The organism is Leucothrix mucor DSM 2157, from assembly GCF_000419525.1.
GTDB classification, from domain to species: domain Bacteria; phylum Pseudomonadota; class Gammaproteobacteria; order Thiotrichales; family Thiotrichaceae; genus Leucothrix; species Leucothrix mucor.
The window spans coordinates 2,315,195-2,335,870 of sequence record NZ_ATTE01000001.1 but is presented as its reverse complement, the minus strand read 5'-3'; the positions used below and the strand labels follow the sequence as shown (position 1 = coordinate 2,335,870).

General features: G+C 47.7%; 21 protein-coding genes, 1 tRNA gene and 1 pseudogene. 15 read left to right on the top strand and 8 right to left on the bottom strand.

Features of this window, described 5'->3' with window-relative positions; all coding sequences use genetic code 11:
- Positions 1–68: 68 nt before the first annotated feature.
- The 6 genes from LEUMU_RS29300 to pgsA all read left to right on the top strand — a co-directional run bounded on the left by LEUMU_RS29300 (position 69) and on the right by pgsA (position 5,396).
- Positions 69–602 (top strand): YceD family protein, encoded by a 534-nt coding sequence (locus LEUMU_RS29300; RefSeq protein WP_022952206.1) that lies wholly within the window; start codon positions 69–71, stop codon positions 600–602.
- A 37-nt stretch (positions 603–639) separates the two neighbouring features.
- Entirely contained in the window at positions 640–849 is a 210-nt protein-coding gene (gene rpmF, locus LEUMU_RS0110295; RefSeq protein WP_022952205.1) for a 50S ribosomal protein L32, read from the top strand.
- A gap of 96 nt (positions 850–945) precedes the next feature.
- Positions 946–1,980, top strand: coding sequence for a phosphate acyltransferase PlsX (gene plsX, locus LEUMU_RS0110290; protein ID WP_022952204.1), 1,035 nt, complete (start codon positions 946–948; stop codon positions 1,978–1,980).
- 13 nt (positions 1,981–1,993) lie between these two features.
- A complete protein-coding gene (locus LEUMU_RS0110285; RefSeq protein ID WP_022952203.1) occupies positions 1,994–2,959 on the top strand; it encodes a beta-ketoacyl-ACP synthase III in 966 nt (321 codons plus the stop codon).
- 15 nt (positions 2,960–2,974) lie between these two features.
- A complete protein-coding gene (gene uvrC / locus LEUMU_RS0110280) occupies positions 2,975–4,804 on the top strand; it encodes an excinuclease ABC subunit UvrC (protein WP_022952202.1) in 1,830 nt (609 codons plus the stop codon).
- A gap of 43 nt (positions 4,805–4,847) precedes the next feature.
- Positions 4,848–5,396 carry a CDP-diacylglycerol--glycerol-3-phosphate 3-phosphatidyltransferase gene (pgsA, locus tag LEUMU_RS0110275; RefSeq protein WP_022952201.1) on the top strand — a complete coding sequence of 183 codons (549 nt, stop codon included), beginning with the start codon at positions 4,848–4,850 and terminating at the stop codon, positions 5,394–5,396.
- A 66-nt stretch (positions 5,397–5,462) separates the two neighbouring features.
- Here pgsA and LEUMU_RS0110270 read toward each other — a convergent pair whose 3' ends face one another.
- Positions 5,463–6,479, bottom strand: coding sequence for a class 1 fructose-bisphosphatase (locus tag LEUMU_RS0110270; RefSeq protein WP_022952200.1), 1,017 nt, complete (start codon positions 6,477–6,479; stop codon positions 5,463–5,465).
- Positions 6,480–6,667: 188 nt separating this feature from the next.
- Here LEUMU_RS0110270 and leuS point away from each other — a divergent pair, with 188 nt between their 5' ends.
- From leuS to LEUMU_RS0110245, 6 genes and pseudogenes are all read left to right on the top strand, one after another.
- On the top strand, positions 6,668–9,259 hold the full coding sequence (gene leuS, locus LEUMU_RS0110265; RefSeq protein WP_022952199.1) for a leucine--tRNA ligase: 2,592 nt from the start codon (positions 6,668–6,670) through the stop codon (positions 9,257–9,259).
- A gap of 31 nt (positions 9,260–9,290) precedes the next feature.
- Positions 9,291–9,779, top strand: coding sequence for an LPS-assembly lipoprotein LptE (locus LEUMU_RS0110260; protein ID WP_169446409.1), 489 nt, complete (start codon positions 9,291–9,293; stop codon positions 9,777–9,779).
- 5 nt (positions 9,780–9,784) lie between these two features.
- A pseudogene (locus LEUMU_RS29165) lies at positions 9,785–10,797 on the top strand (lytic murein transglycosylase); the annotation flags it as partial.
- Positions 10,771–11,115: a peptidoglycan-binding domain-containing protein gene (locus LEUMU_RS29420; RefSeq protein ID WP_425411608.1), complete on the top strand. Its 345-nt coding sequence runs from the start codon at positions 10,771–10,773 to the stop codon at positions 11,113–11,115. The pseudogene LEUMU_RS29165 and the gene LEUMU_RS29420, both read left to right, overlap by 27 nt.
- A 92-nt stretch (positions 11,116–11,207) precedes the next feature.
- Positions 11,208–11,540: a DUF1820 family protein gene (locus LEUMU_RS0110250; protein ID WP_022952197.1), complete on the top strand. Its 333-nt coding sequence runs from the start codon at positions 11,208–11,210 to the stop codon at positions 11,538–11,540.
- 65 nt (positions 11,541–11,605) lie between these two features.
- Positions 11,606–11,696, top strand: a tRNA-Ser gene (locus tag LEUMU_RS0110245).
- A gap of 60 nt (positions 11,697–11,756) precedes the next feature.
- Here the strand turns inward: LEUMU_RS0110245 and LEUMU_RS0110240 are convergent.
- The gene (locus LEUMU_RS0110240) at positions 11,757–12,620 is read right to left on the bottom strand and encodes a DUF72 domain-containing protein (protein ID WP_022952196.1); all 864 of its coding nucleotides are present in this window, start codon (positions 12,618–12,620) and stop codon (positions 11,757–11,759) included.
- 61 nt (positions 12,621–12,681) lie between these two features.
- Complete coding sequence (locus tag LEUMU_RS0110235) at positions 12,682–13,959, bottom strand: DEAD/DEAH box helicase (RefSeq protein WP_022952195.1); 1,278 nt, start codon at positions 13,957–13,959, stop codon at positions 12,682–12,684.
- A 301-nt stretch (positions 13,960–14,260) separates the two neighbouring features.
- Between LEUMU_RS0110235 and LEUMU_RS0110230 the strand changes: the two genes are divergently transcribed.
- From LEUMU_RS0110230 to ribA, 3 genes are all read left to right on the top strand, one after another.
- A complete protein-coding gene (locus tag LEUMU_RS0110230; protein ID WP_022952194.1) occupies positions 14,261–14,893 on the top strand; it encodes a phosphoadenosine phosphosulfate reductase domain-containing protein in 633 nt (210 codons plus the stop codon).
- Between the two features lie 27 nt (positions 14,894–14,920).
- The gene (locus tag LEUMU_RS0110225) at positions 14,921–15,217 is read left to right on the top strand and encodes a hypothetical protein (protein WP_022952193.1); all 297 of its coding nucleotides are present in this window, start codon (positions 14,921–14,923) and stop codon (positions 15,215–15,217) included.
- Positions 15,218–15,425: 208 nt separating this feature from the next.
- Complete coding sequence (ribA, locus tag LEUMU_RS0110220; protein WP_022952192.1) at positions 15,426–16,091, top strand: GTP cyclohydrolase II; 666 nt, start codon at positions 15,426–15,428, stop codon at positions 16,089–16,091.
- Positions 16,092–16,112: 21 nt separating this feature from the next.
- Here ribA and LEUMU_RS0110215 read toward each other — a convergent pair whose 3' ends face one another.
- The 5 genes from LEUMU_RS0110215 to LEUMU_RS0110195 all read right to left on the bottom strand — a co-directional run bounded on the left by LEUMU_RS0110215 (position 16,113) and on the right by LEUMU_RS0110195 (position 20,624).
- Positions 16,113–17,003: a pyridoxal-phosphate dependent enzyme gene (locus LEUMU_RS0110215; protein ID WP_040503969.1), complete on the bottom strand. Its 891-nt coding sequence runs from the start codon at positions 17,001–17,003 to the stop codon at positions 16,113–16,115.
- 93 nt (positions 17,004–17,096) lie between these two features.
- Positions 17,097–17,630 carry a YgaP family membrane protein gene (locus LEUMU_RS27965; RefSeq protein ID WP_051156007.1) on the bottom strand — a complete coding sequence of 178 codons (534 nt, stop codon included), beginning with the start codon at positions 17,628–17,630 and terminating at the stop codon, positions 17,097–17,099.
- Between the two features lie 171 nt (positions 17,631–17,801).
- A complete protein-coding gene (locus LEUMU_RS0110205) occupies positions 17,802–18,068 on the bottom strand; it encodes a FeoC-like transcriptional regulator (RefSeq protein WP_022952190.1) in 267 nt (88 codons plus the stop codon).
- 1 nt (position 18,069) lies between these two features.
- The gene (gene feoB, locus LEUMU_RS0110200; RefSeq protein WP_022952189.1) at positions 18,070–20,385 is read right to left on the bottom strand and encodes a Fe(2+) transporter permease subunit FeoB; all 2,316 of its coding nucleotides are present in this window, start codon (positions 20,383–20,385) and stop codon (positions 18,070–18,072) included.
- On the bottom strand, positions 20,382–20,624 hold the full coding sequence (locus tag LEUMU_RS0110195; protein WP_022952188.1) for a FeoA family protein: 243 nt from the start codon (positions 20,622–20,624) through the stop codon (positions 20,382–20,384). Before LEUMU_RS0110195 ends, feoB begins: the two co-directional genes overlap by 4 nt.
- Between the last annotated feature and the right edge of the window lie 52 nt (positions 20,625–20,676).

Sequence of the window (20,676 nt, the reverse complement as noted above, 5' to 3'; positions counted from 1 at the left end):
ACCTTGTGGTTAAAATCCGAGAATAATGCTTTACATAGGTAGTGAGAAATTCCTATAATCCCGCGCTTATGTCAACTAGGTTACCTATAGAAGTAAATCCCTATCGTTTAGTCGAGCAAGCTAGAGAGCTCGATGGTGCGTTAGAGATTAAGAGCTTCACACGAATTTCTGATCTGCTCGCGGATGACAGTGGAACTGTATCTGTGAGTTTGTCATTTTATAGGAATGAATCCGGTTTGCCGGCGATTCGCGGGCAGGCAAGTGGTGAGTTAACATTAGTGTGCCAGCGATGCATGGAGCCGATGAGTATGCCTATTGATCAGCCAATTGATTTGGTTTTGGTTAGTAGCGACGAAGACGCTCAGCGCCTGCAGGCAGGCTATGAAACTTATCTAGTTGAAGACAGTCGGATCTCCATTCAGGATTTCATCGAAGATGAAGTGTTGTTGGGGATTCCCCAGTTGGTGATGCATGATCAGTGCGAGCCTTTCCGGCCATTGATTGAAGCGTCGCCTGAAACCGTATCGCAGGCACTGGAAGAGGCAAAAGAAAATCCTTTTGCGGTGCTGCAAAACCTTAAGAACCCAGGCAATCAGTCCTAAGCACCACTAGGCGCTTGCTTATTTGGAGTAACAAACCATGGCAGTACAGAAAAGTAAAAAATCACGTTCCAGACGTGGCATGCGTCGTTCACACGATGCCCTGACCGCAGCAACATTGTCTGTGGATCCGGTATCAGGTGAGACTCACCTGCGTCACCACATGACTCCAGATGGGTTCTACCGTGGTCGCCAAGTTATTGCTTCTAAAGCTCAAGTTGAAGATGAGTCTGAAGATAGCGCTGAGTAATACGCACTAGCGTACGCTCAACAAATACTCAAAATCGCGGGCCTGTCCCGCGATTTTGCGTCATAAAGATCCCATAAAAGATTTTTGGAAGCCAATATGAGCTCACACTACCGTATATCTTTGGATGCCATGGGTGGGGATCATGGCCTTTCAGTCACCGTACCTGCAGCCCTTGCAGCCTTAGAGCGGTACGATGATATATCCCTTGTTCTGGTGGGTGATGAAACGCAGCTGAAAGCCGCGCTTGAATCACACAACGCACTAGATAATCCTCGCCTTACTGTTCATCATGCCTCACAAACTGTCGGTATGGATGAGCCTCCAGCACTAGCACTTCGTGGTAAAAAAGACTCCTCAATGCGTGTTGCCATTAATTTGGTCAAAGAAGATTTGGCTGATGCAACCGTGAGCGCGGGTAATACCGGCGCACTGATGGCAACCGCACGTTTTGTGCTGCGTACCTTACCGGGGATTGATCGCCCTGCAATTTGTAGCCCGATCCCCGCTGACAAAGGTCATACCCACGTATTAGACCTTGGTGCCAATATCGACTCAACAGCGGAGCATTTATACCAGTTTGCGGTAATGGGGTCTGAGTTAGCCCGAGCGGTTGATGGTATTGAAAACCCCTCTGTTGGTCTTTTAAATATCGGTCAGGAAGATATTAAGGGTAATGAGCAGGTAAAAGCGGCGAATCGTTTGCTCCGTCAGGGGAAACTGAATTATATTGGTTATGTAGAAGGAGATGACATCTTCAGTAATCGGGTTGATGTGGTTGTCTGTGATGGCTTTGTTGGCAATGTGGCACTAAAAACCACAGAAGGCTTAGCCAAAATGCTAGCCAGCATCCTGAAAAAAGAATTTACGAGAAACTGGTTAACCAAACTGATGGCATTAGTTGCGATGCCGGTGCTGAAATCAGTACAAAAACAGTTTGATCCCCGGCTCTATAATGGCGCTAGCTTTCTCGGACTGCAGGGTATTGTGATTAAAAGTCATGGCGGTGCTGACAGCTTGTCATACGCCAATGCGATTAGTGTCGCCCGTAAAGAAATAATTGCCGAAGTTCCTAAAAAGATTCGCCACCGCCTGCAAGCTTTGGTTGATCAAGGACAAACCAAAGTACAATAAAGAAGGGAAACCAATGTATTCACGAATCACTGGCACCGGAAGTTTTCTGCCTCCTGGGATCATGACAAATCATGATATTGAGAAGTTAGTAGACACGTCGCATGAGTGGATCGTAGAGCGCACGGGTATTCATTCCAGGCATATTGTTAAAGATGAAACGGTGTCTGAGTTGGGCGAGCACGCCAGTCGTCGTGCTTTGGAAATGGCAGGCAAAACAGTCAATGACGTTGACCTGATCATCTTCGCAACGACTACAGCCGATCTTATTTTTCCAAGTACTGCCTGCTTATTGCAAGAGCGTTTAGGGAATACCAATGGCGCAACGGCATTTGATGTTCAGGCGGTTTGTACGGGCTTTGTATACGCTTTAGCAGTTGCTGATAAATTTATCAAAAGTGGTACGCATAAGTGCGCACTGGTTGTGGGTGCTGAGGCGATGTCTCGTATTATCGACTGGACGGATCGCGGCACCTGCATATTATTTGCTGATGGCGCGGGTGCTGTGGTGTTGGAAGCCGATGAAGAGCCGGGCATCTTGTCGACTCATTTGCATGCCGATGGCCGTTACCAGCATTTATTGAATGTGAGTGGCGGTATTTCTCAAGGCCGCGAAAATTACCTGAAGGGCGAAGCCTACTTGCAAATGCAGGGTAATGAAGTGTTTCGCTTTGCGGTGAGAACCTTAGGTCGGATTGTTGATGAGACTTTAGAGGCGAGTGGGCTCGATAAGTCCGACATTGACTGGCTGGTACCGCATCAGGCTAATATTCGCATCATCACAGCGACTGCCAAGAAATTAAAAATGCCAATGGAACAGGTGGTTGTCACCGTTGAGCGCCATGGTAATACCTCCAGTGCATCAATACCGCTGGCTCTGGATGAGGCGGTGCGCGATGGTCGTATCAAGCGCGGCCAGACCATTCTATTGGAAGGTTTTGGTGGTGGATTTACCTGGGGCTCTGCCTTAATTCGTTTCTAAAGCCGGACACTCTGTATGAGCGAGCCGAAACCTGAGGGCTTTGACAGCAAAGCCTTTTTGAAAACTGTTCCCCATAAGCCTGGGGTGTACTGCATGATGAGCGCTGAAAATACAGTGCTCTATGTGGGTAAGGCGAAAGACCTTAAAAACAGGGTTTCCAGCTATTTTCGCGATACGTTGGTCAATTCCCGTATTTGGTCAATGGTGAAGCAAATTGCCGATGTGCAAATCACCATTACTGACACCGAAGCCGAAGCGCTGCTGCTGGAAAGCAATCTCATTAAAAAGCACCGCACACGTTATAATGTGCTGCTGCGCGATGATAAAAGTTACCCTTATATCTATGTCTCGGACGGAAAGTATCCACGCCTGAGCTTCCACCGTGGGGCACGTAAAAAGAAAGGCCAGTTCTTTGGCCCTTACCCCAGCGCAGGGGCCGTGCGTGAGACTTTAAGCCAGCTGCAAAAGCTATTTAAAGCGCGCCAATGTGAAGATAGTTATTTCAGTAATCGTTCACGGCCTTGTTTGCAATATCAGATTAAGCGCTGTACTGCGCCTTGCACCGAAGAAATCAGTGTTGAGGATTATCGCGAAAGTATCGCTTATACCGTGCAGTTTTTGCAGGGAAAAAGTCCACAAGTCATTGAGTCACTGGTTAGTCAAATGGATCAGGCAGCCGCTCAGCTTCGTTATGAGCAAGCAGCCGAATATCGCGACCAGATTGAGAAAGTTCGCCTGATCTCCCAGCAGCAATACATTAGTGGCGGGCAGGGCGATGTGGATGTGATTGCTCTGCAACTAACCTCGAATGTTGCTTGTGTGCACGTGATGACGATTCGTGCTGGTAACAACTTAGGAAGCCGCAATTATTTCCCACAGCTACCTGCCGTCGATTTAAACGAAGCCAGTGTTTTAAGCAACTTTATCGGCCAGTACTATCTCAATCGCACGATACCTGCCAAACTGTTGATGAATCATGTGCCGGATGATGCAGAGTTAATGGCAGAAATGCTAAGCTCTAAAGCAGAGCGTAAAGTGGCTTTGACCAGTAAGCCGCGTGGTGATGGTGCCCGCTGGGTAGCGATGGCCGAACGAAATGCGCTCCATGCACTGCAGAATAAACTGATTTCCAAAGATAGCTTGGAAAAGCAGGTTGTTTCATTGCAGGAGGCCTTGGGTTTAGACTATATTCCGGCCCGTATGGAATGCTACGACATCAGTCATACACAAGGTGAGGCGACGGTTGCTTCGCAAGTGGTGTTTGGGGTTGAAGGGCCATTAAAAAGTGAGTACCGGCGTTATAACATTAACGGCATTACGCCTGGTGATGATTATGCGGCGATGTCTCAGGCCTTATCACGACGCTTTGCCAAAGTGCAAAACCAGGATGGCGAATCTAATTTGCCGGATATCCTGTTTATTGATGGCGGTAAGGGCCAGGTCAATGAAGCGATTAAAGTGCTTCAGGAGCTACAGATTTCAGGCATCGATATTATTGGTGTGACTAAAGGTGAGGGCCGGCGTGCGGAGCTGGATACGCTCACCATTGGCAAGCGACGTGTTGAACTTCCCCCGCACTCCAGTGCCTTACATCTGATTCAACAAATTCGCGATGAGGCGCATCGGTTTGCCATTACTGGGCACCGTCAGCGTCGTCAAAAAGCACGTACCAGTTCGCCGTTAGAGTCTATTGAAGGGCTCGGGCCAAAACGTCGGCAGGAGTTGCTCAAGCAGTTTGGTGGCCAGCGGGCCATTACCCGTGCCAGTGTCGAAGAGCTGTCAAAAGTAAACGGAATTAGCCGGGCTTTGGCAGAAAAAATTTATGATCGATTTAATGGCGACTAGTGGCCAATTTGTCGTTGACCCCTAAAATAGCGTTGGTACGAACATGGTTTTTAACATCCCGATCCTCCTCACCTATCTCCGAATACTCGCCATTCCCTTTATGGTGGCCTTGTTTTATCTCGATTTCCCACTCACCAGCGCTGTGGTCTTTGCATTAGCAGGTTTCACTGATTGGGCGGATGGATATTTAGCTCGCCGCTGGGGGCAGGAGTCTCGATTCGGCGCTTTCCTTGATCCAGTTGCGGATAAGTTAATGGTCGCCGTTGCCTTGATTTTGATTGTAGAAAGTCAGGCAAATATCTGGGTGACCTTAGCCGCTGCCATTATTATTAGTCGTGAACTGGTGATTTCAGCCTTACGCGAATGGATGGCAGAGGTTGGTCAGCGCAGTAAGGTGGCGGTGGCATTTACTGGAAAGCTGAAAACAGCCGCTCAGATTATGTCACTAACCTTTTTGCTATATGACAAGCCGATGCTGGGATTGCCACTGCATGAAATTGGTTTGTTCCTGTTGGCGATTGCGACGATTCTGACCCTATGGTCGATGGTGTTGTATCTCAAAGATGCATTCCGGCCTGATACAACAGAATAAGCTCATAAAAAATACCCGACTTGCTCGGGCATTTTCTTGTCAGTTATTTGGCATTTAAGCGGTTAATTAGCCCGCGTCGTGATAGGCCAAAATGGTTTCAACTTCTTGCTTGGAGCCCATAATCACGGCCACACGCTGATGTGGGTCGCCATTCGGCGCAACTTCCATAATCCGGCCATAACCGGTTGAAGCCAATCCACCAGCTTGCTCCATAATCATTGCCATTGGGTTTCCTTCGTACAGAAGGCGCAGCTTGCCGCCCGCGTCACGATTACGCTCATCAATCGGATACAGAAACACACCGCCACGGCATAAGATGCGGTGTACTTCACCCACCATGGCTGCCACCCAGCGCATATTGTAATTCTTAGCTAAGGGGCCTTCTTCGCCTGCTAAGCAGTCTGCAAAGTAGCGCTGAACTGCTGGCTCCCAATGGCGCTGGTTAGAGGCATTGATGGCAAACTCTTGAGTGGTTTCTGGGACTTTCATCTCAGGGTGAGTCAGGATGAATTCACCAATCGTGGTATCCAGTGTGAAGCCATTCACGCCATTGCCGGTGGTCAGTACAAACATGGTTGAAGGGCCGTACAGGCAATAACCTGCGGCAATTTGCTCAACGCCAGCGCGAGAGAAATCTTCAGCGGTTGGGTCTTGCTTGCCTTTGGGCGCTTTAAGTACTGAGAAAATAGCCCCAACGTCAATATTGATATCCATATTGGATGAGCCATCCAACGGGTCGAAGGTGACTAGGTAGCTACCGCGTACCTTTCCTTCTGGCAGCGTTAGGATTTCGTCCAGCTCTTCGGAAGCCATTCCGGCGCAGTGGCCATTGTTTTGCAGGGCATTAATAAACAGATCATTGGCGATCAGATCCATTTTCTTTTGTGCATCACCCATGGCATTTTCAGAGCCGGCAACACCTAATACGCCAGCTAATGCGCCTTTGTTGACTAAGGCGGCAATGCTTTTGCAGGCAATGCTGATATCGTTTAGTAGGCCGGTAAACTCTCCGGTTGCTTGTTCTCCGAGGCGACGTTTTTCTTCAATGATGAAAGTTGAAAGTGTGGTGCCGGATGTATACATGGAAAAGTCCTGTCAGCAAATGAAAGAGTACCTGCTATTTTAGACTAGTTGGTGGCTAAGGGGTATCAGTGGAGAGCAGGATCGTACCACAACCGCATAAATATCTGGCTATTCCGACATTCATCACTGGCAGATGGGATTAATCCTCGGTATCCTTCCTGCTTTACAGATTTATATCAGTATACCTTATGCAGGAACAATACAACCATTCTACCGTGGAAGCCGAAGTACAGGCTTTTTGGGACCAGCAAGACGCATTTGCGGTTACCGAAGATGAGAGCAAAGAGAAGTATTACTGCCTCTCCATGTTCCCATACCCTAGTGGCAAGCTCCACATGGGGCACGTGCGCAACTATACCATTGGCGATGTGATCAGCCGTTTTCAGCGGATGCAGGGCAAAAATGTGCTGCAGCCCATGGGCTGGGACTCTTTCGGTCTGCCGGCTGAAAATGCAGCGATCAAGAACAATGTGCCACCGGCTGCTTGGACGGATCAGAATATTGAAGACATGCGTGGCCAGCTTAAAAAGATGGGCTTTGCCTATGACTGGTCGCGTGAGTTAGCTACCTGCAAGCCGGATTACTATCGCTGGGAGCAATGGTTCTTCCTGCGTCTATTTGAGAAAGGCTTGGTATACCGCAAGAAAGCGACCGTCAACTGGGACCCGGTTGATAATACGGTACTGGCCAATGAGCAAGTAATTGATGGCCGCGGCTGGCGTTCTGGTGCTTTAGTCGAACAGCGTGAAATCGATCAGTGGTTCCTGAAGATCACCGCTTATGCTGATGAGTTGCTGACAGACGTGCAAAAGCTGGAAGAATGGCCGACGCAAGTTCGCACCATGCAGGAAAACTGGATTGGTCGTTCTGAAGGCGTTGAGCTGGAATTCGGTATCGAAGAATCTGAAGAAGTGTTGTCAGTCTTCACTACCCGCCCTGATACCTTGATGGGTGTGACTTATGTAGCCGTAGCTGCGCAGCATCCATTGGCTTTGGCCGCTGCTGAAAATAATCCGGCTCTGACTGAGTTTATCGATAGCTGTAAGAATGCCAAGACTGCGGAAGCCGACCTTGCCACCATGGAAAAGCGCGGCATGCCAACTGGCAAGTATGCGATTCATCCACTAACGGGTGAGACCGTTCCGGTCTGGGTTGCTAACTTCGTCTTGATGTCTTATGGCTCTGGCGCGGTAATGGCCGTTCCCGGACATGATGAGCGTGATTGGGAGTTTGCCCAAACTTATGGCTTGCCGATTAAGCAGGTTATTACAGCGGATCATGGCGATGTGGTTGATGTTTCAGAAGCTGCATTTACTGAAAAAGGGCGCTTGCTGAATTCTGGTGGCTTTGATGGCCTGACTTCAGAAGAAGCCTTTGATGCAATCGCAGAGTTGTTAAAGTCAGAAGGCAAAGGCCGCAAGACTATTAATTACCGTTTGCGCGACTGGGGTGTTTCCCGTCAGCGTTACTGGGGTTGCCCAATTCCAATCATCTATTGTGATGAGTGTGGTGCGGTGCCCGTACCTGATGATCAGCTGCCGGTTGAATTGCCAACAGAAGTGGTTTTTGATGAGTCCGGCAGTTCGCCGATTAAGCAAATGCCTGAGTTTTATGAGACGAGCTGCCCGAAATGTCAGGGCGCTGCCCGACGTGAAACGGATACTTTTGACACCTTCTTCGAGTCATCTTGGTATTACGCGCGCTTTACTGGCCCTGATAACGATCAGTCGATGCTGGATCAACGTGCCGATTACTGGTTGCCAGTGGATCAGTATATTGGTGGTATTGAGCACGCCGTATTGCACTTGTTGTATGCGCGCTTCTTCCACAAGCTGATGCGCGATGAAGGGCTGGTTGATAGCGATGAGCCATTCACCAAGCTGTTAACTCAAGGCATGGTGCTTTGCGATACTTATTACACTGAAAATGACAAGGGCGGCCAGAACTGGATTGCACCTAAAGATGTCAGTGTTGAGCGTGATAGCCGTGGTCAGATTGTGAAGTCTACGATCACTGCAACGGGTGAGGAAGTCACTTCGGCGGGCATGAGCAAAATGTCCAAGTCTAAAAACAATGGTGTTGACCCACAGCAATTGATTGAGACTTATGGTGCAGATACTTTGCGCGTATTCTCAATGTTTGCCGCACCACCTGATCAAAGTATGGAATGGTCTGACACTGGTGTGGAGGGTGCGAATCGCTTCCTGAAACGTGTATGGCGAATGGTTCAAGAGCATGTTTCATCCGGTCCTGCATTGGAATTAGATAAAGCCAGCCTGAGCGATGAGCTTAAAGCATTGCGCCAAAAGCTGTATCAGACACTGAATAAAGTGACTGATGATATGTCACGTCGTTACACTTTCAATACCGCAATTGCTGCGAATATGGAGTTGATTAACGAGATTGCCAAGTTTAAAGACAGTGATGCAGCAACCATCAGCGTGCGTCAGGAAGCGCTGGAAATTGCCGTACTGATGCTGGCACCGATTGCACCCCATATCTGTCAGGTCATGTGGGAAGCATTAGGCCATGACGATGCGCTGATTCAGCACAGCTGGCCTGAGGTTGATGAGCAAGCCTTGGTACAAAGCTCTGTGCAGTTGATGATTCAGGTCAACGGCAAACTGCGTGGCAAAATCGATGTGGATGTAGATGCTGACGATGAAACAGTCAAAGCATTGGCTCAGGCCAATGACAATGTGCAGCGTTTTATCGAAGACAAAGCCATTCGCAAAGTCATTGTGGTTAAAGGCCGCTTAGTCAATATTGTTGTTGGCTAAACCAAGCCGCAATTCAGGAGGCACCATGCACATGAAACACGTTTATAAGCTAGGTCTCTTGTTGGTGCTGAGTGTAATGCTCAGCGCCTGCGGCTTTAATTTGCGCGAAAGCCAACCGCTGCCTGAAGCCATGCAGCAGGTTGGTTTAAAAGGGGTTGATGTCGATCGTAATTTTGGCAGTGTGCTGAAAATTGCGTTTATTGATGCCCGCAGTCAGTTGCTGGAAAACGGTGATTTGCCGGTTCAGCTGAGTATTTCTGATTTAGAGGAAGAGCGTCGCGTACTCTCTTATGACTCTGACCTGGAAGTGCGCCAGTATCTGCTTACCATGAAGTTCAGTTACAGCTTTGAAGTGAATGGCAAGCAGCATGGCCCATATCTTATGAGCCTTGATAATACCCTGAACTACGATGCTGACTATGTATTGGGTAAGCAAGAAGAGCAACGCAAAATCCGTAAAGCTTTACGTGAAGATGCCGCTCGCTTGATTCTGCTTCGCCTGAAAAGCATTCCGCTCTAGGAAATATGATACGACGCAGTGTGTATTGCAGTGCAGGACTGCTAGTGCTTAGCACTCTGACGGTATCTGTTACTGCTGAAGATAATACCGTCGAACTTAAGCCCATTTCCACTAAGGCTAAAGGCCGCTCCGCCGGACTTGAGTCCATTGCTCCCAAAGACAATGCCGCCCAGCTTGGAGTTATCGCTGAGAGCCCCCAAAGTTTTGATGAGTGGAAGCGTTCGTTTCGTGAGACCCTAATTGCTGAAGGGCTTAATCCTGAGATATTTGATACTACGCTGGCAGGTGCTGAGCCTGATGACGTTGTACTTAAGTTAGACTCCCGCCAACCGGAATTCTCTCTAGCTATCTGGGAATATCTGGATCGTGCCATTTCCCAAAAACGAATTGCTCGTGGTCGCACGGAGTTATTAAAGCACCGCAAACTCCTGCGCACTCTGAAAGATCAGTATGGTGTGGATGGCGAGTATATGATTGCTATCTGGGTACTGGAAAGTGACTTTGGGCGCAACTTCGGTAACTTCAACGTGATCCGTTCATTGGCCACCTTGGCTTATGAAGGTAAGCGTGCAGACTTTGCTGGCAAGCAACTTATCGCCACATTACAAATCCTTGAAGCGGGTCAGGTCAAGCCTGAGCAAATGATTGGCTCTTGGGCTGGTGCAATGGGACAACCACAATTTATTCCGGGTACTTACCAGCGCTATGCGGTTGATCAGGATAATGACGGTGTGAGCGATATTTGGGGAGCCATGATGACATTTTTGCCTCGATCGCTAACTTTCTCCAATCATCAGGATGGCAAGCAGGCCAACCTTGGGGGCTTGAGGTTCGTTTACCGAAATCATTCCCTTGGAAGCTAAACCCACTTAACTATGAAATGAGTGTAAAGCGTTGGGAATCGTTAGATGTGCATAGCGCCAGTGGTGAGCCGTTTGCCGATAAAACACTGTCGGGAAAACTGTTTCTACCGGCTGGGGCTAAAGGCCCAGTGTTTCTGGTGTTTGAAAACTTTGAAGTCATCAAGCGCTATAATCTATCGACCAGTTATGTACTAGCGGTATCTTTGCTGGCAGAGAGTATTGCGCATGGCAAAGTGCTGACCGCTTCCTGGCCGCGTTCGGATGTGTCCCTGAGTCGTTCGCAGAAGGAGGAGTTACAAACCTTACTTCTCGATTCTGGCTATGATGTGGGTGAGGTCGATGGAATTATCGGACCTAATACGCGTCAGGCGCTTAGGGCTTGGCAGCTAAACCATCAATTAACTGCTGATGGTTATGTCACTGTGCCGCTGCTGGAGCTTATGCGCGAGCAAGAGAACGTAAGTGCTAACTAATCCTACATTCTTTTGGAATAACTAGAAAACAGGTGCCAATACTTTGGTTTTCTGGTAGAAAGGCCGATCAATTTATTCAAGGTGGATGACGAGTGAACGATTCACGACTCTATAAAATCAGTTTTATCAACAAAGACAAAGTCTATGATATTTTTGCAAAGCAGGTTTACGAATCTGATTTGTACGGATTTCTGGCGATTGAAGAAATCGTCTTTGGAAATGCTAGCGAGGTCGTTATTGATCCTAGTGAAGAAAAGTTAAAAGCCGAATTTAGCGGGGTGAAGCGCAGCTTTATACCTCTGCATGCGATTATTCGGATTGATGAAGTAAAAGAACGCGGCGTGTGTAAGATTACTGACTATGATGGCGGTGATAATGTGTCCGTTTTTCCCGGAATTTCGGCTTTGGGTAATCAAAGCGAATAAATTTCAAAAAAAGTGAAAATTTTCCTAGCGCGATGCAAATAATTTTATTATTATACGCGCTCTTCGGAGAGATGGCAGAGTGGTCGAATGCACCGGTCTTGAAAACCGGCGTGGGTTTGTAGCCCACCCAGGGTTCGAATCCCTGTCTCTCCGCCAAGAATTAAAAAAAAGCCTGCTAGCGATAGCAGGCTTTTTTTGCCTGTAATTCCTATAAATCTACAGCAGCGACCCTTGCTTAGGTTGTCTATCCCAAAGCGTTAAGGCTGGAATCTCCGGCTTGGCTTCATGCAGGCGCTGAGCAAACCACTGCGCCAATTCAGGTGCGGTTTCATTTCCCGGTGTATGAAAAAAGATAGAGGGCTTTCTTCCTTCATCAATCCACTGTACAAACTTGTTAATCCACGGCTTTAGTGACTGATAGCACAGCTCAGTATTCACAGGGCTAATAAAGCGCACCAGTGGCTGATCAGCAGTTGCAATGACATGGGTTGGCACTCGGGGCTTCTTACGCAGGGCATCCAACGTTTCAGCGTCTTCTGCGGGGTTGGCAAATAAACTGCGCGTATCGAAAATCACGCGATTGACTTGGTGCTGGATTAAAATCTGATTGAGTTCCGTTTCAAAAGTGCTCTTGTCGAATAGTCTGAGATTGCGTACTTCCACCGCATAGCAATATTGCTTGGGTAAGCGCAGCAGAAACAGGTTCAGAGACTCCAGATGTTGCGGAGAAAACTGCTGGCTTAGCTGCAACCAGATAATGCCAATACGCGGCCCTAGCGGCGCAATACGCGCAATAAACTCATCCACTAATGCCTCACAGGCCAACAGGTCGCCGCTGTGGCTAATACTGCGAGGAAACTTAAAGCAGAACTCAAAGCCAGCCGGAGTCTGCTCAGCCCATTGCTGAACGCTACTGACACTTGGTAAACCATAGAAACTATGATTGCCTTCTACGGATGAAAAGTGTTGAGAGTAGACTGCCAAAGAATTGGCGCTAAGATGATCAGGCGCGTACCAGTCTGTGTGATGCCATTGGGGTAGGCCGATGCGGTAAGGGCGGGAGATGAATGACTCGGTCAAAGCAGCAGGTATCCTGTAGAGAATAGTATTGCTGCACTATAACCAAGCCACTCATTTTTATCTATTTGTTCGGGTTTTTGCCTGCCTTTTTAGAGCTGGACTTGCGCTTGCCACCATCAGGAGTGTTTTTGATGATAGTTTGAGAGGCTTTATTCATGCGCATCGGGCGTTTGTGCTCAGCAATTTTATTAACCAGCTCATCACGTAAATTCACTTCAAAACCATCACGGTACACGCGCTTGATTTTTTGGCCGATCAGGCGTTGGATGTTATCCAGATTGCGCTCTTCTTCACGGCTCACAAAGGAAATTGCATAGCCATCCTGACCTGCGCGTCCGGCGCGACCAATGCGATGCACATAGTCTTCCGCCAGATACGGTAGGTTGAAATTCACCACATATTCTAAGCCTTCGATATCCAATCCACGGGCTGCAACTTCAGTTGCAATCAGAATCTGTACTTTGGCAGATTTGAAATCAGCGATTGCACGACGGCGTGAACCTTGGCTTTTATCACCATGGCAAATTGCTACGGGATGCTTTTTGAGCTTTAGCTTGAGTTCATCAGCTTGTTGTTTAGTACTGGTGAAAACCAATACTTGATACCAGTTAAACTCTTCCAGTAAATCCAGAAATAGATCAATTTTACGGCGCTCTTCGACCGGATATACCACGTGCTGCACGGTATCAGCGGTGCTATTGGCTTTGGTCACGCGAATGGTCAGCGGGTTTTTCAAAAGCTTGTGTGATAACTCATTCACGGCAGGCGATAACGTCGCTGAGAATAATAATGTCTGGCGCTGCTTGGGTGTGAGCTTGATCAGTGCTTGTACATCGGCAATAAAGCCCATATCCAGCATACGATCTGCTTCATCTAACACTAGGTATTCAACTGAAGCTAGGTCAACATTACATTGTTCCAGATGTTCCAGTAGGCGACCAGGAGTTGCAATCAAGACATCAACGCCGACTTTCAGCTTAGCGGCCTGACCACCCATCTTTGCGCCGCCATAAGCAGCCATAATCGATAGCGGCAGAAACTCTGCATAGCCACCAATCGTGCTGGCTAACTGCTCGGCCAATTCACGCGTCGGGGTGAGGATTAAAGCTCGCGGATTCTTGCCTTGGCTCTCTTGGCGTGGCTTATCGATTAAGCGTTGTAATAACGGAACAGCAAAAGCGGCGGTTTTACCCGTGCCGGTTTGTGCGGTCGCCAGAATATCTTTTCCACGGCGAGCCGGGATAATTGCTTGCTCCTGAATGGGAGTCATTTTGGTATAGCCACAGGCATCGATGGCTTTTTGAAGGTCAGGTGCCAAGTCTAGGGACGAAAAAATCATGGTGTTTCCTTTGTACAGATTGCTGCGGCTAATTTTAAGGGTTGGAGTATATAGGATTTTTAAGTTCCGCGAGTTTGTTGTTGCGCCTTGTGGTGTTTCTTATGCATCGGATTGCGCATTAGGCTATTAAATGATTTTCATAAATACTCATAAGTAAAACTTATCTATGCCCAAATTGAATTTATAAATCAATTTATATCATTTTAACAGATATCTAAATACCACTATCATCTCGTTAACAGATCAGGTTGCTGCTTAGCAACATACTGACACCACTAATAAATGACTTGAGAAGCGCACCATGACCATCAATATTGCCCAACTCAATGCCGATGTATCCGGTAAAAGCCCGCAAGAGATTATCGAAGCGGTAATTAAGGCAGACCCGAATATTTTTGTGACGACTAACTTTGGACCTAACTCCGCAGTGTTGTTGCACATGTTGACGCAAGTGAAGCCCGATATTCCGGTGGTATGGATTGATTCAGGGCTTAATAAGCCTGAAACCTATGAGTTCGCTGAGATCTGCATAGAAGAATTAAATTTAAACATGATGACGTATACACCGAATATGACTCTATCGCGCCTTGAGGCTGTGATGGGTGGTATTCCGAGTGTGAATGATAGTCGTCATGCAGAGTTTACCAAACAGTTCAAGTTAGAGCCATTTGAGCGAGCGGTAAAGGCACAGAGTAACCGGGTTTGGTTTACGGCAGTACGCCGTGAGCAGACAGCGACTCGTGCAGAGATGGATTATGTTGCAGAAGGTCCATTTGGACTGACTAAGATCGCACCGCTACTTGACTGGACTGAAGCAGAAGTTGCGCAGTACATCGAAGAGCATGATCTTCCGAATGAGACAGAATACTTCGATCCAACCAAGGCAGAGAATGACCGTGAGTGTGGTTTGCATACTATCGCGGTTAGACAATAAATAGATCAATAACAGGAGAACTGCACAATGACACAGGTTACTTTCGTAAAGAAAATTTTGGCAAATGGCGACTGGTGCCCAAAATGTGTTGACGTTTCAGCGCGTTTGGAAAAAGATGGAACCATTAACTTCATCAACAATACCGTCATTGCTGAGATGAATAACCCTGAGTCTGAAGGTATGCAGTTGGCCCAGCAGTACAATGTAGACCGTGCACCATTTTTTGTTGTAACAGATACTGAGAAAAACACAGTTGAAGTGTTTGATGTCTACTTTAAGTTTAAGCGCCATATGGAGCGTTTTGCGACGTCTGCACAGGCTTGACTAATTATTAGGCAATTCGCTAAGGGCTATGATCTATATACGGTTAATGCCCTTATTGCACTGCTATCAACAATCTTGTCCACAGCTTCTGTGGACAAAAAATTGTGCGTCGCTAACGATTTGGTAACCGCAATTTGATCAAGCTAAAGTATCTTTGTGGTATAGGTTCTTGTTAAAATTCCCTTTTGACCGATAGGAACCATCCCAGATGACAAACCCCAGCAGCACCGATGCGACGCCGGTTATAGTGGCTCCGGCAGATATTCGCAATCAGGTCGTTATTCCATTGCACAAACTGGGTGGGACCGAATCGACATTTTTTACCTTCAATGGCTTAACCGATGGCAAAGAGCATATTGCTATTGGCTTGGGTGACTTTGACTCGGTTGAAGTACCTCTGGTTCGCCTGCACTCTGAATGCCTGACTGGCGATGTGTTTGAGTCCCAGCGTTGTGATTGTGGTGCTCAGCTTGAAGAGGCGATCGAGAAGGTCAAGCAGGAAGGCGGTTATATTCTGTACTTGCGTCAGGAAGGTCGGGGAATTGGTCTTTACAATAAGATTGATGCTTATGCCTTGCAGCTTGAGGGTTATGACACCTTTGAGGCAAACGAGAAACTCGGCTTTGCCGATGACTTACGTGATTTCGAAGTTGCCGCGCAAATGTTGCATGCCCTAAAAGCAGACAAGATTCGCTTGCTGACCAATAACCCTAATAAAGTTGAGCAGCTTAAAAAATATCATATCGATGTGACTGAAATGGTGACTACTGGTGCGTATATCAGCGCTGGCAACCATTCTTATTTGAAAGCGAAAGTACTAAAAGCTAATCATAAAATTATTGTGCCTAAGGATGACCCTAGCTTACCGTCGTAAGTCTTTGAGAGTGGTGCAAGCTTATTGTGCTGAATCATTAAGGCGTCGGTAACGTGCCAGCATACTTGCGTTGCCACTGACGCCGCCGTTATGTAAATACAGAATGGGTTTATCGCAAGCCCATTCTTGTAATACCAGCCAAGCTTTTGCATCGTACAATAATTCAAATTCCACGCCGGTTTCTTCGAGCAACTGCTGATACATGGTTAGCAGTTCGGGGTGTGGCTCACCAAAGTGATAGCGCTTTTGGGTATCTAGAATCTCTGGATACTGTTTTGCATTTGGTTCTAATTGTTTAAATAATTGCTCTAGGGTTTTGCGGTCACCAATGCAGGGGATGGTGTACACCATATGCGATAAATATTGCTGCAGATACAGAGCAGTCGCTCCAGTGCCAGATGGCAATACAACCGCTAAGTCCTCAATATTTTGTGCATCACAAAAGCTTTGAATCTCATCAGCTAGTCGCTTTATGCCAATTGCAGCTTCTGGCATTGAGATACCTTGTGGAATCAGTCTTGTGTGAGGGTCACTTGCCAGTGCAATGTCTGTTGGAGGCTGGCCAGTCTCACTGATATGCCAGCGCATTCCATAGCTGAGAGCTGCCTGTAAATTGCCGTTGGGCGAGGCCTTAAGCCACTTTGGTAGTGGGCGCGTGTAATAGTCAAAGCGAATATTTAACAGATTGGCAAGTTGTGCCAGTGCGAGCATGGCATTGGACTGTGCGCCACCGTAACTCACAAGGCGCTGCACGTCGCTTAAATCCTGATTAAGTAAACCTTCGAGCTTCCGAGCTTTATTCCCTGAAATTGGCGCAAGCAGATCATCACGTTTCAGAAAATAGTCACGACCGTTGACAGTAATCGCTTGAATAACCGAACGCTGCCAGTCAATCGTAATGGGTGATGGCATAGGCAAGAGAATAGAGAGGGAGTTAACGGTTAGTTTGAGGGAAGAAAATAAGCTGTGCCGATGAGTATCCTCACCGGCACAGATTCAGTCTAATTAGGCTTTTGGTGGAGTGTTTTTATCGTTTGATTTTGAAAGCTTCTCTTTAGCAGAGTCCAGCAGCTCTTCAGCGTCATCTTTCAGCTCTGAGAATTTCTCTTTTGCATCTTTGGCCAGCTCACCGCTTTTGAAATCATCAACCACATCGCCTGCTTTGTCTTTTAGCTCAGACATTTTTTCCTGAGCATCTTTAGCAAACTCACTGCTCTTGATGTCTTCAACTGTGTCTTCTGCTTTTTCTTTTAACTCACCCGCTGTTTCGATGGCTTCTTCTTTGAAATCTTCCAAATTTTCTACCGCACGGTCAGACAGGTCTGGGCTCGCTGATGCTTGCTCTGCCACGGTTGCTGTATTCATGCCCAGCACGCTGTAAAGACCACAGAAGCTGAAGACACCAGTTGCTAGCACGGCTGCACCAACAATAGTTAGCAGAAAGTTCTTCGCGAAAAACATGCCTAGAATGATCAACACGATACCCGCTGCGATACGGATATTCTTATCAGTTCTACCAACGTTACGTACAAGATTCATTACTTTACTCCAAAGGTTATAAACACAGCAGGCTGCCGCAGATTGTCATCATCATGGGCTAAATCAACTAGTTAGTCGCTTAAAATGTGTCTAAGTTCAGATTAATCATACTTAACTTCCAAACTTACAATATACCCAGATCACAAAGCTTGTCCTTGATTTTTATCATGGCTAGTGGCTGCGAAATGGGGTCCATTGCATTGGAATATCTCGCTTTACCCACTCATACAAGGCCCTCGGAGCGCTGTTACTACTGCAGCCACCACAACCGTCAGAATCGCAACTTGCGGTCGTTTGTTCCCGAATTTTGCCTTTGCGCTGCCAGTAATCAATCGCAAAGCGCACAGTGTCCGGCGCAATATCAAAGTGCAGGGCAATGTCATTTAATGATGCCGTGCCATGTTGCTTCACGTAATTTCGAATTTCACCTAACATCATATTAGCTAACCTTCAGTGATAAGCCAGAGTGTCGATCGGGCTTATTGCCGACCCGGTAAAAGGCATAAACCGCGAGGCCAAAGACCGTTAAAACCGCTGCTGACCACAATAGTGATTGAGTAGGGTGATGAGCGATTGTTGCCAGTTGGTAGAATAATACTGCTGCGCCATAGCCTAAGCCGGTACTCCAGGCGATGCCTAATACCGTCCAGCGTGTGCCAATTTCACGGTGCATTGCGCTGGTGGCGGCAACGCAGGGGAAATACATCAAAATAAACAGCAAGTAGGCAAATGCACCGATCGCACCATTAAAGCGATTTTGCATGGCAACAAAAGTTTCATCTTGTACTTCCTGATCTTCGCTGATTGCGCTAAAGCCTAAGGGGTCAAGCAGGGTATCTTTAAGCCCGACCAGATTCTCAGGAATGGTGGCAAGTGCACCGGATAATCCGGCCATTAGCGAGTATGGCTCGGCTTCAGATGTTTCTGCTACCGCGCTATTTTCATTGGCGGCTTGCTGGTCAATCTGGCTATATAAAGCATCCAACGTACCAACAACCACTTCTTTGGCGAGTACGCCGCTCATAATACCCACGGTGGCTGGCCAGTTATCTTGTTCAATCCCCATGGGTGCAAACACTGGTGTAATGATTTTTGCCGTCGCGCTGAGCACTGATTTCTCACTGTCTTGATTACCGTAGCTGCCATCGGTACCCAGCGAGTTCATGACATTGATAACGGCCACCATAATCACAATGATCTTGCCGGCATCTTTGACGAAACCTTTGAGCTTGCTCCAAGTATTGAGCAACACATTGCGCAGTTGTGGCCACTGATAGGTTGGCATTTCCATGACAAAGTGGCCAGCACCACCTTGTAGCAGGGTTTTACGCATAATCAATGCAGTCAGAACGGCAAATGCAATTCCCACTAAATACAGTAAGAACACAATATTGTGACCGGCTGTTTTAAAGAATGCCGCAGCAAACAGGGCGTACACTGCCAAGCGTGCGCCGCAGGACATAAACGGCGCCATGAGCACCGTCATAATGCGTTCGCGTGGCGTATCCAGCGTGCGGGTCGACATAATGGATGGCACATTGCAGCCAAAGCCAACAATTAACGGCACAATGGCTTTACCCGACACGCCCAGTTTGCGCATTAACTGATCCATGACAAACGCGGCGCGTGACATATAACCGGACTCTTCAAGTAAAGTCAGGAATAAATACAGCGCACCAATCACGGGAATAAAAGTGGCAACCACTTGCAAACCACCACCCACACCATCAGATAGGAAGGCGATCAGCCATTGCGGGAAGTGCATTGATTCAAATAACTGACGACTGGCATCCACAAATATTGCTTGCGCGCCAAGATCAAACACATCGATAAATGCGCCGCCGAGATTAATACTGAAGAAAAACAGCAGATACATCATTAGCAAAAATACTGGTACACCTGTCCAGCGACCCAGCACCCAACGGTCCATTGCGTCAGAATTGGTTCGGCTGATTTTGCCTCGTTCGTGGGTGTGTTGTGCGGCTGTTTTAGTGGCTTGGTCAAAGCGGGCATCGGCTAGCAGGAAGTCGAACTCTTCATCGGTATCGGCTTCGATCTGCTCGCGCATTGCCGTGATACTGGCATCATTTTGAGTCACTTGCAGGGCTTGAAGCGCCTGTTGCCGGCTCCAGTCATTTTGCTGCTGAAGTTGGCTAAGGGCAGTTTCAACACTGGAGTGATAGTCCAGTTTAAATGCTGGGTTCTGTGTATTGCGGTAGGCGCAGATTGGCTGTTCCAGTTGCGCGAAGGCATTGCTGCTACGCAAGGAAACAGCGACAACGGGGCAATCCAGCTGCTGTTGTAAGCCCTCTATATCAATCACCATGCCGCGTTGCTCGGCAACATCCATCATATTCAGCAACACGATCATGGGAACGCCCATTTCACGCAATTGCAGCGTCAGGTATAAACCGCGTTCCAGCGTGTTGGTATCCACAATATTCAGATACAGCACGTCCGGATTTTCCTGCACGAACTGGCGAGCAATCAGCTCATCGCTGGAGGTATCACTAAAGTCCAGTGAGTAAGTGCCCGGTAGGTCGATAATATCCAGATTCTGATCTTGGAGACGACACTGACCCGTTTTGCGCTCAATAGTAACGCCAGGCCAATTCCCCGTACGTTGGCGCGCACCAGTCAGTATATTAAACAGCGTGGTTTTACCGGCATTAGGGTTTCCCAGCAGGGCAATGCGTTGGTCGCAAGGGGCTTTAGAGCTTACTGCATCCCCTGTTTCACAGCACTCCTTACTCATGCGTCATGTCCTGCTGGCGTGACCACAATTGACTGAGTAATGCTGCGGCCAAGGCTGATGCGGTTGTGGCCGCTGCCGAGTACCATGTCACCTTTGCGGTTACGCAAGACTTCAATACGGCTGCCTTTACCAAGCCCCATTCCCAGTAATCGAATACGGGTTGCGGTATCGGTGGCAATAGAAATGATATGTACAGTCGCTGTTTCAAGGCTGGCTGCCAGGGAGTGGCTATGTGGCATTGGCTTACCTGAATCTAAATAAGAATGATTCTTAGTTTTATATAAGAATCTT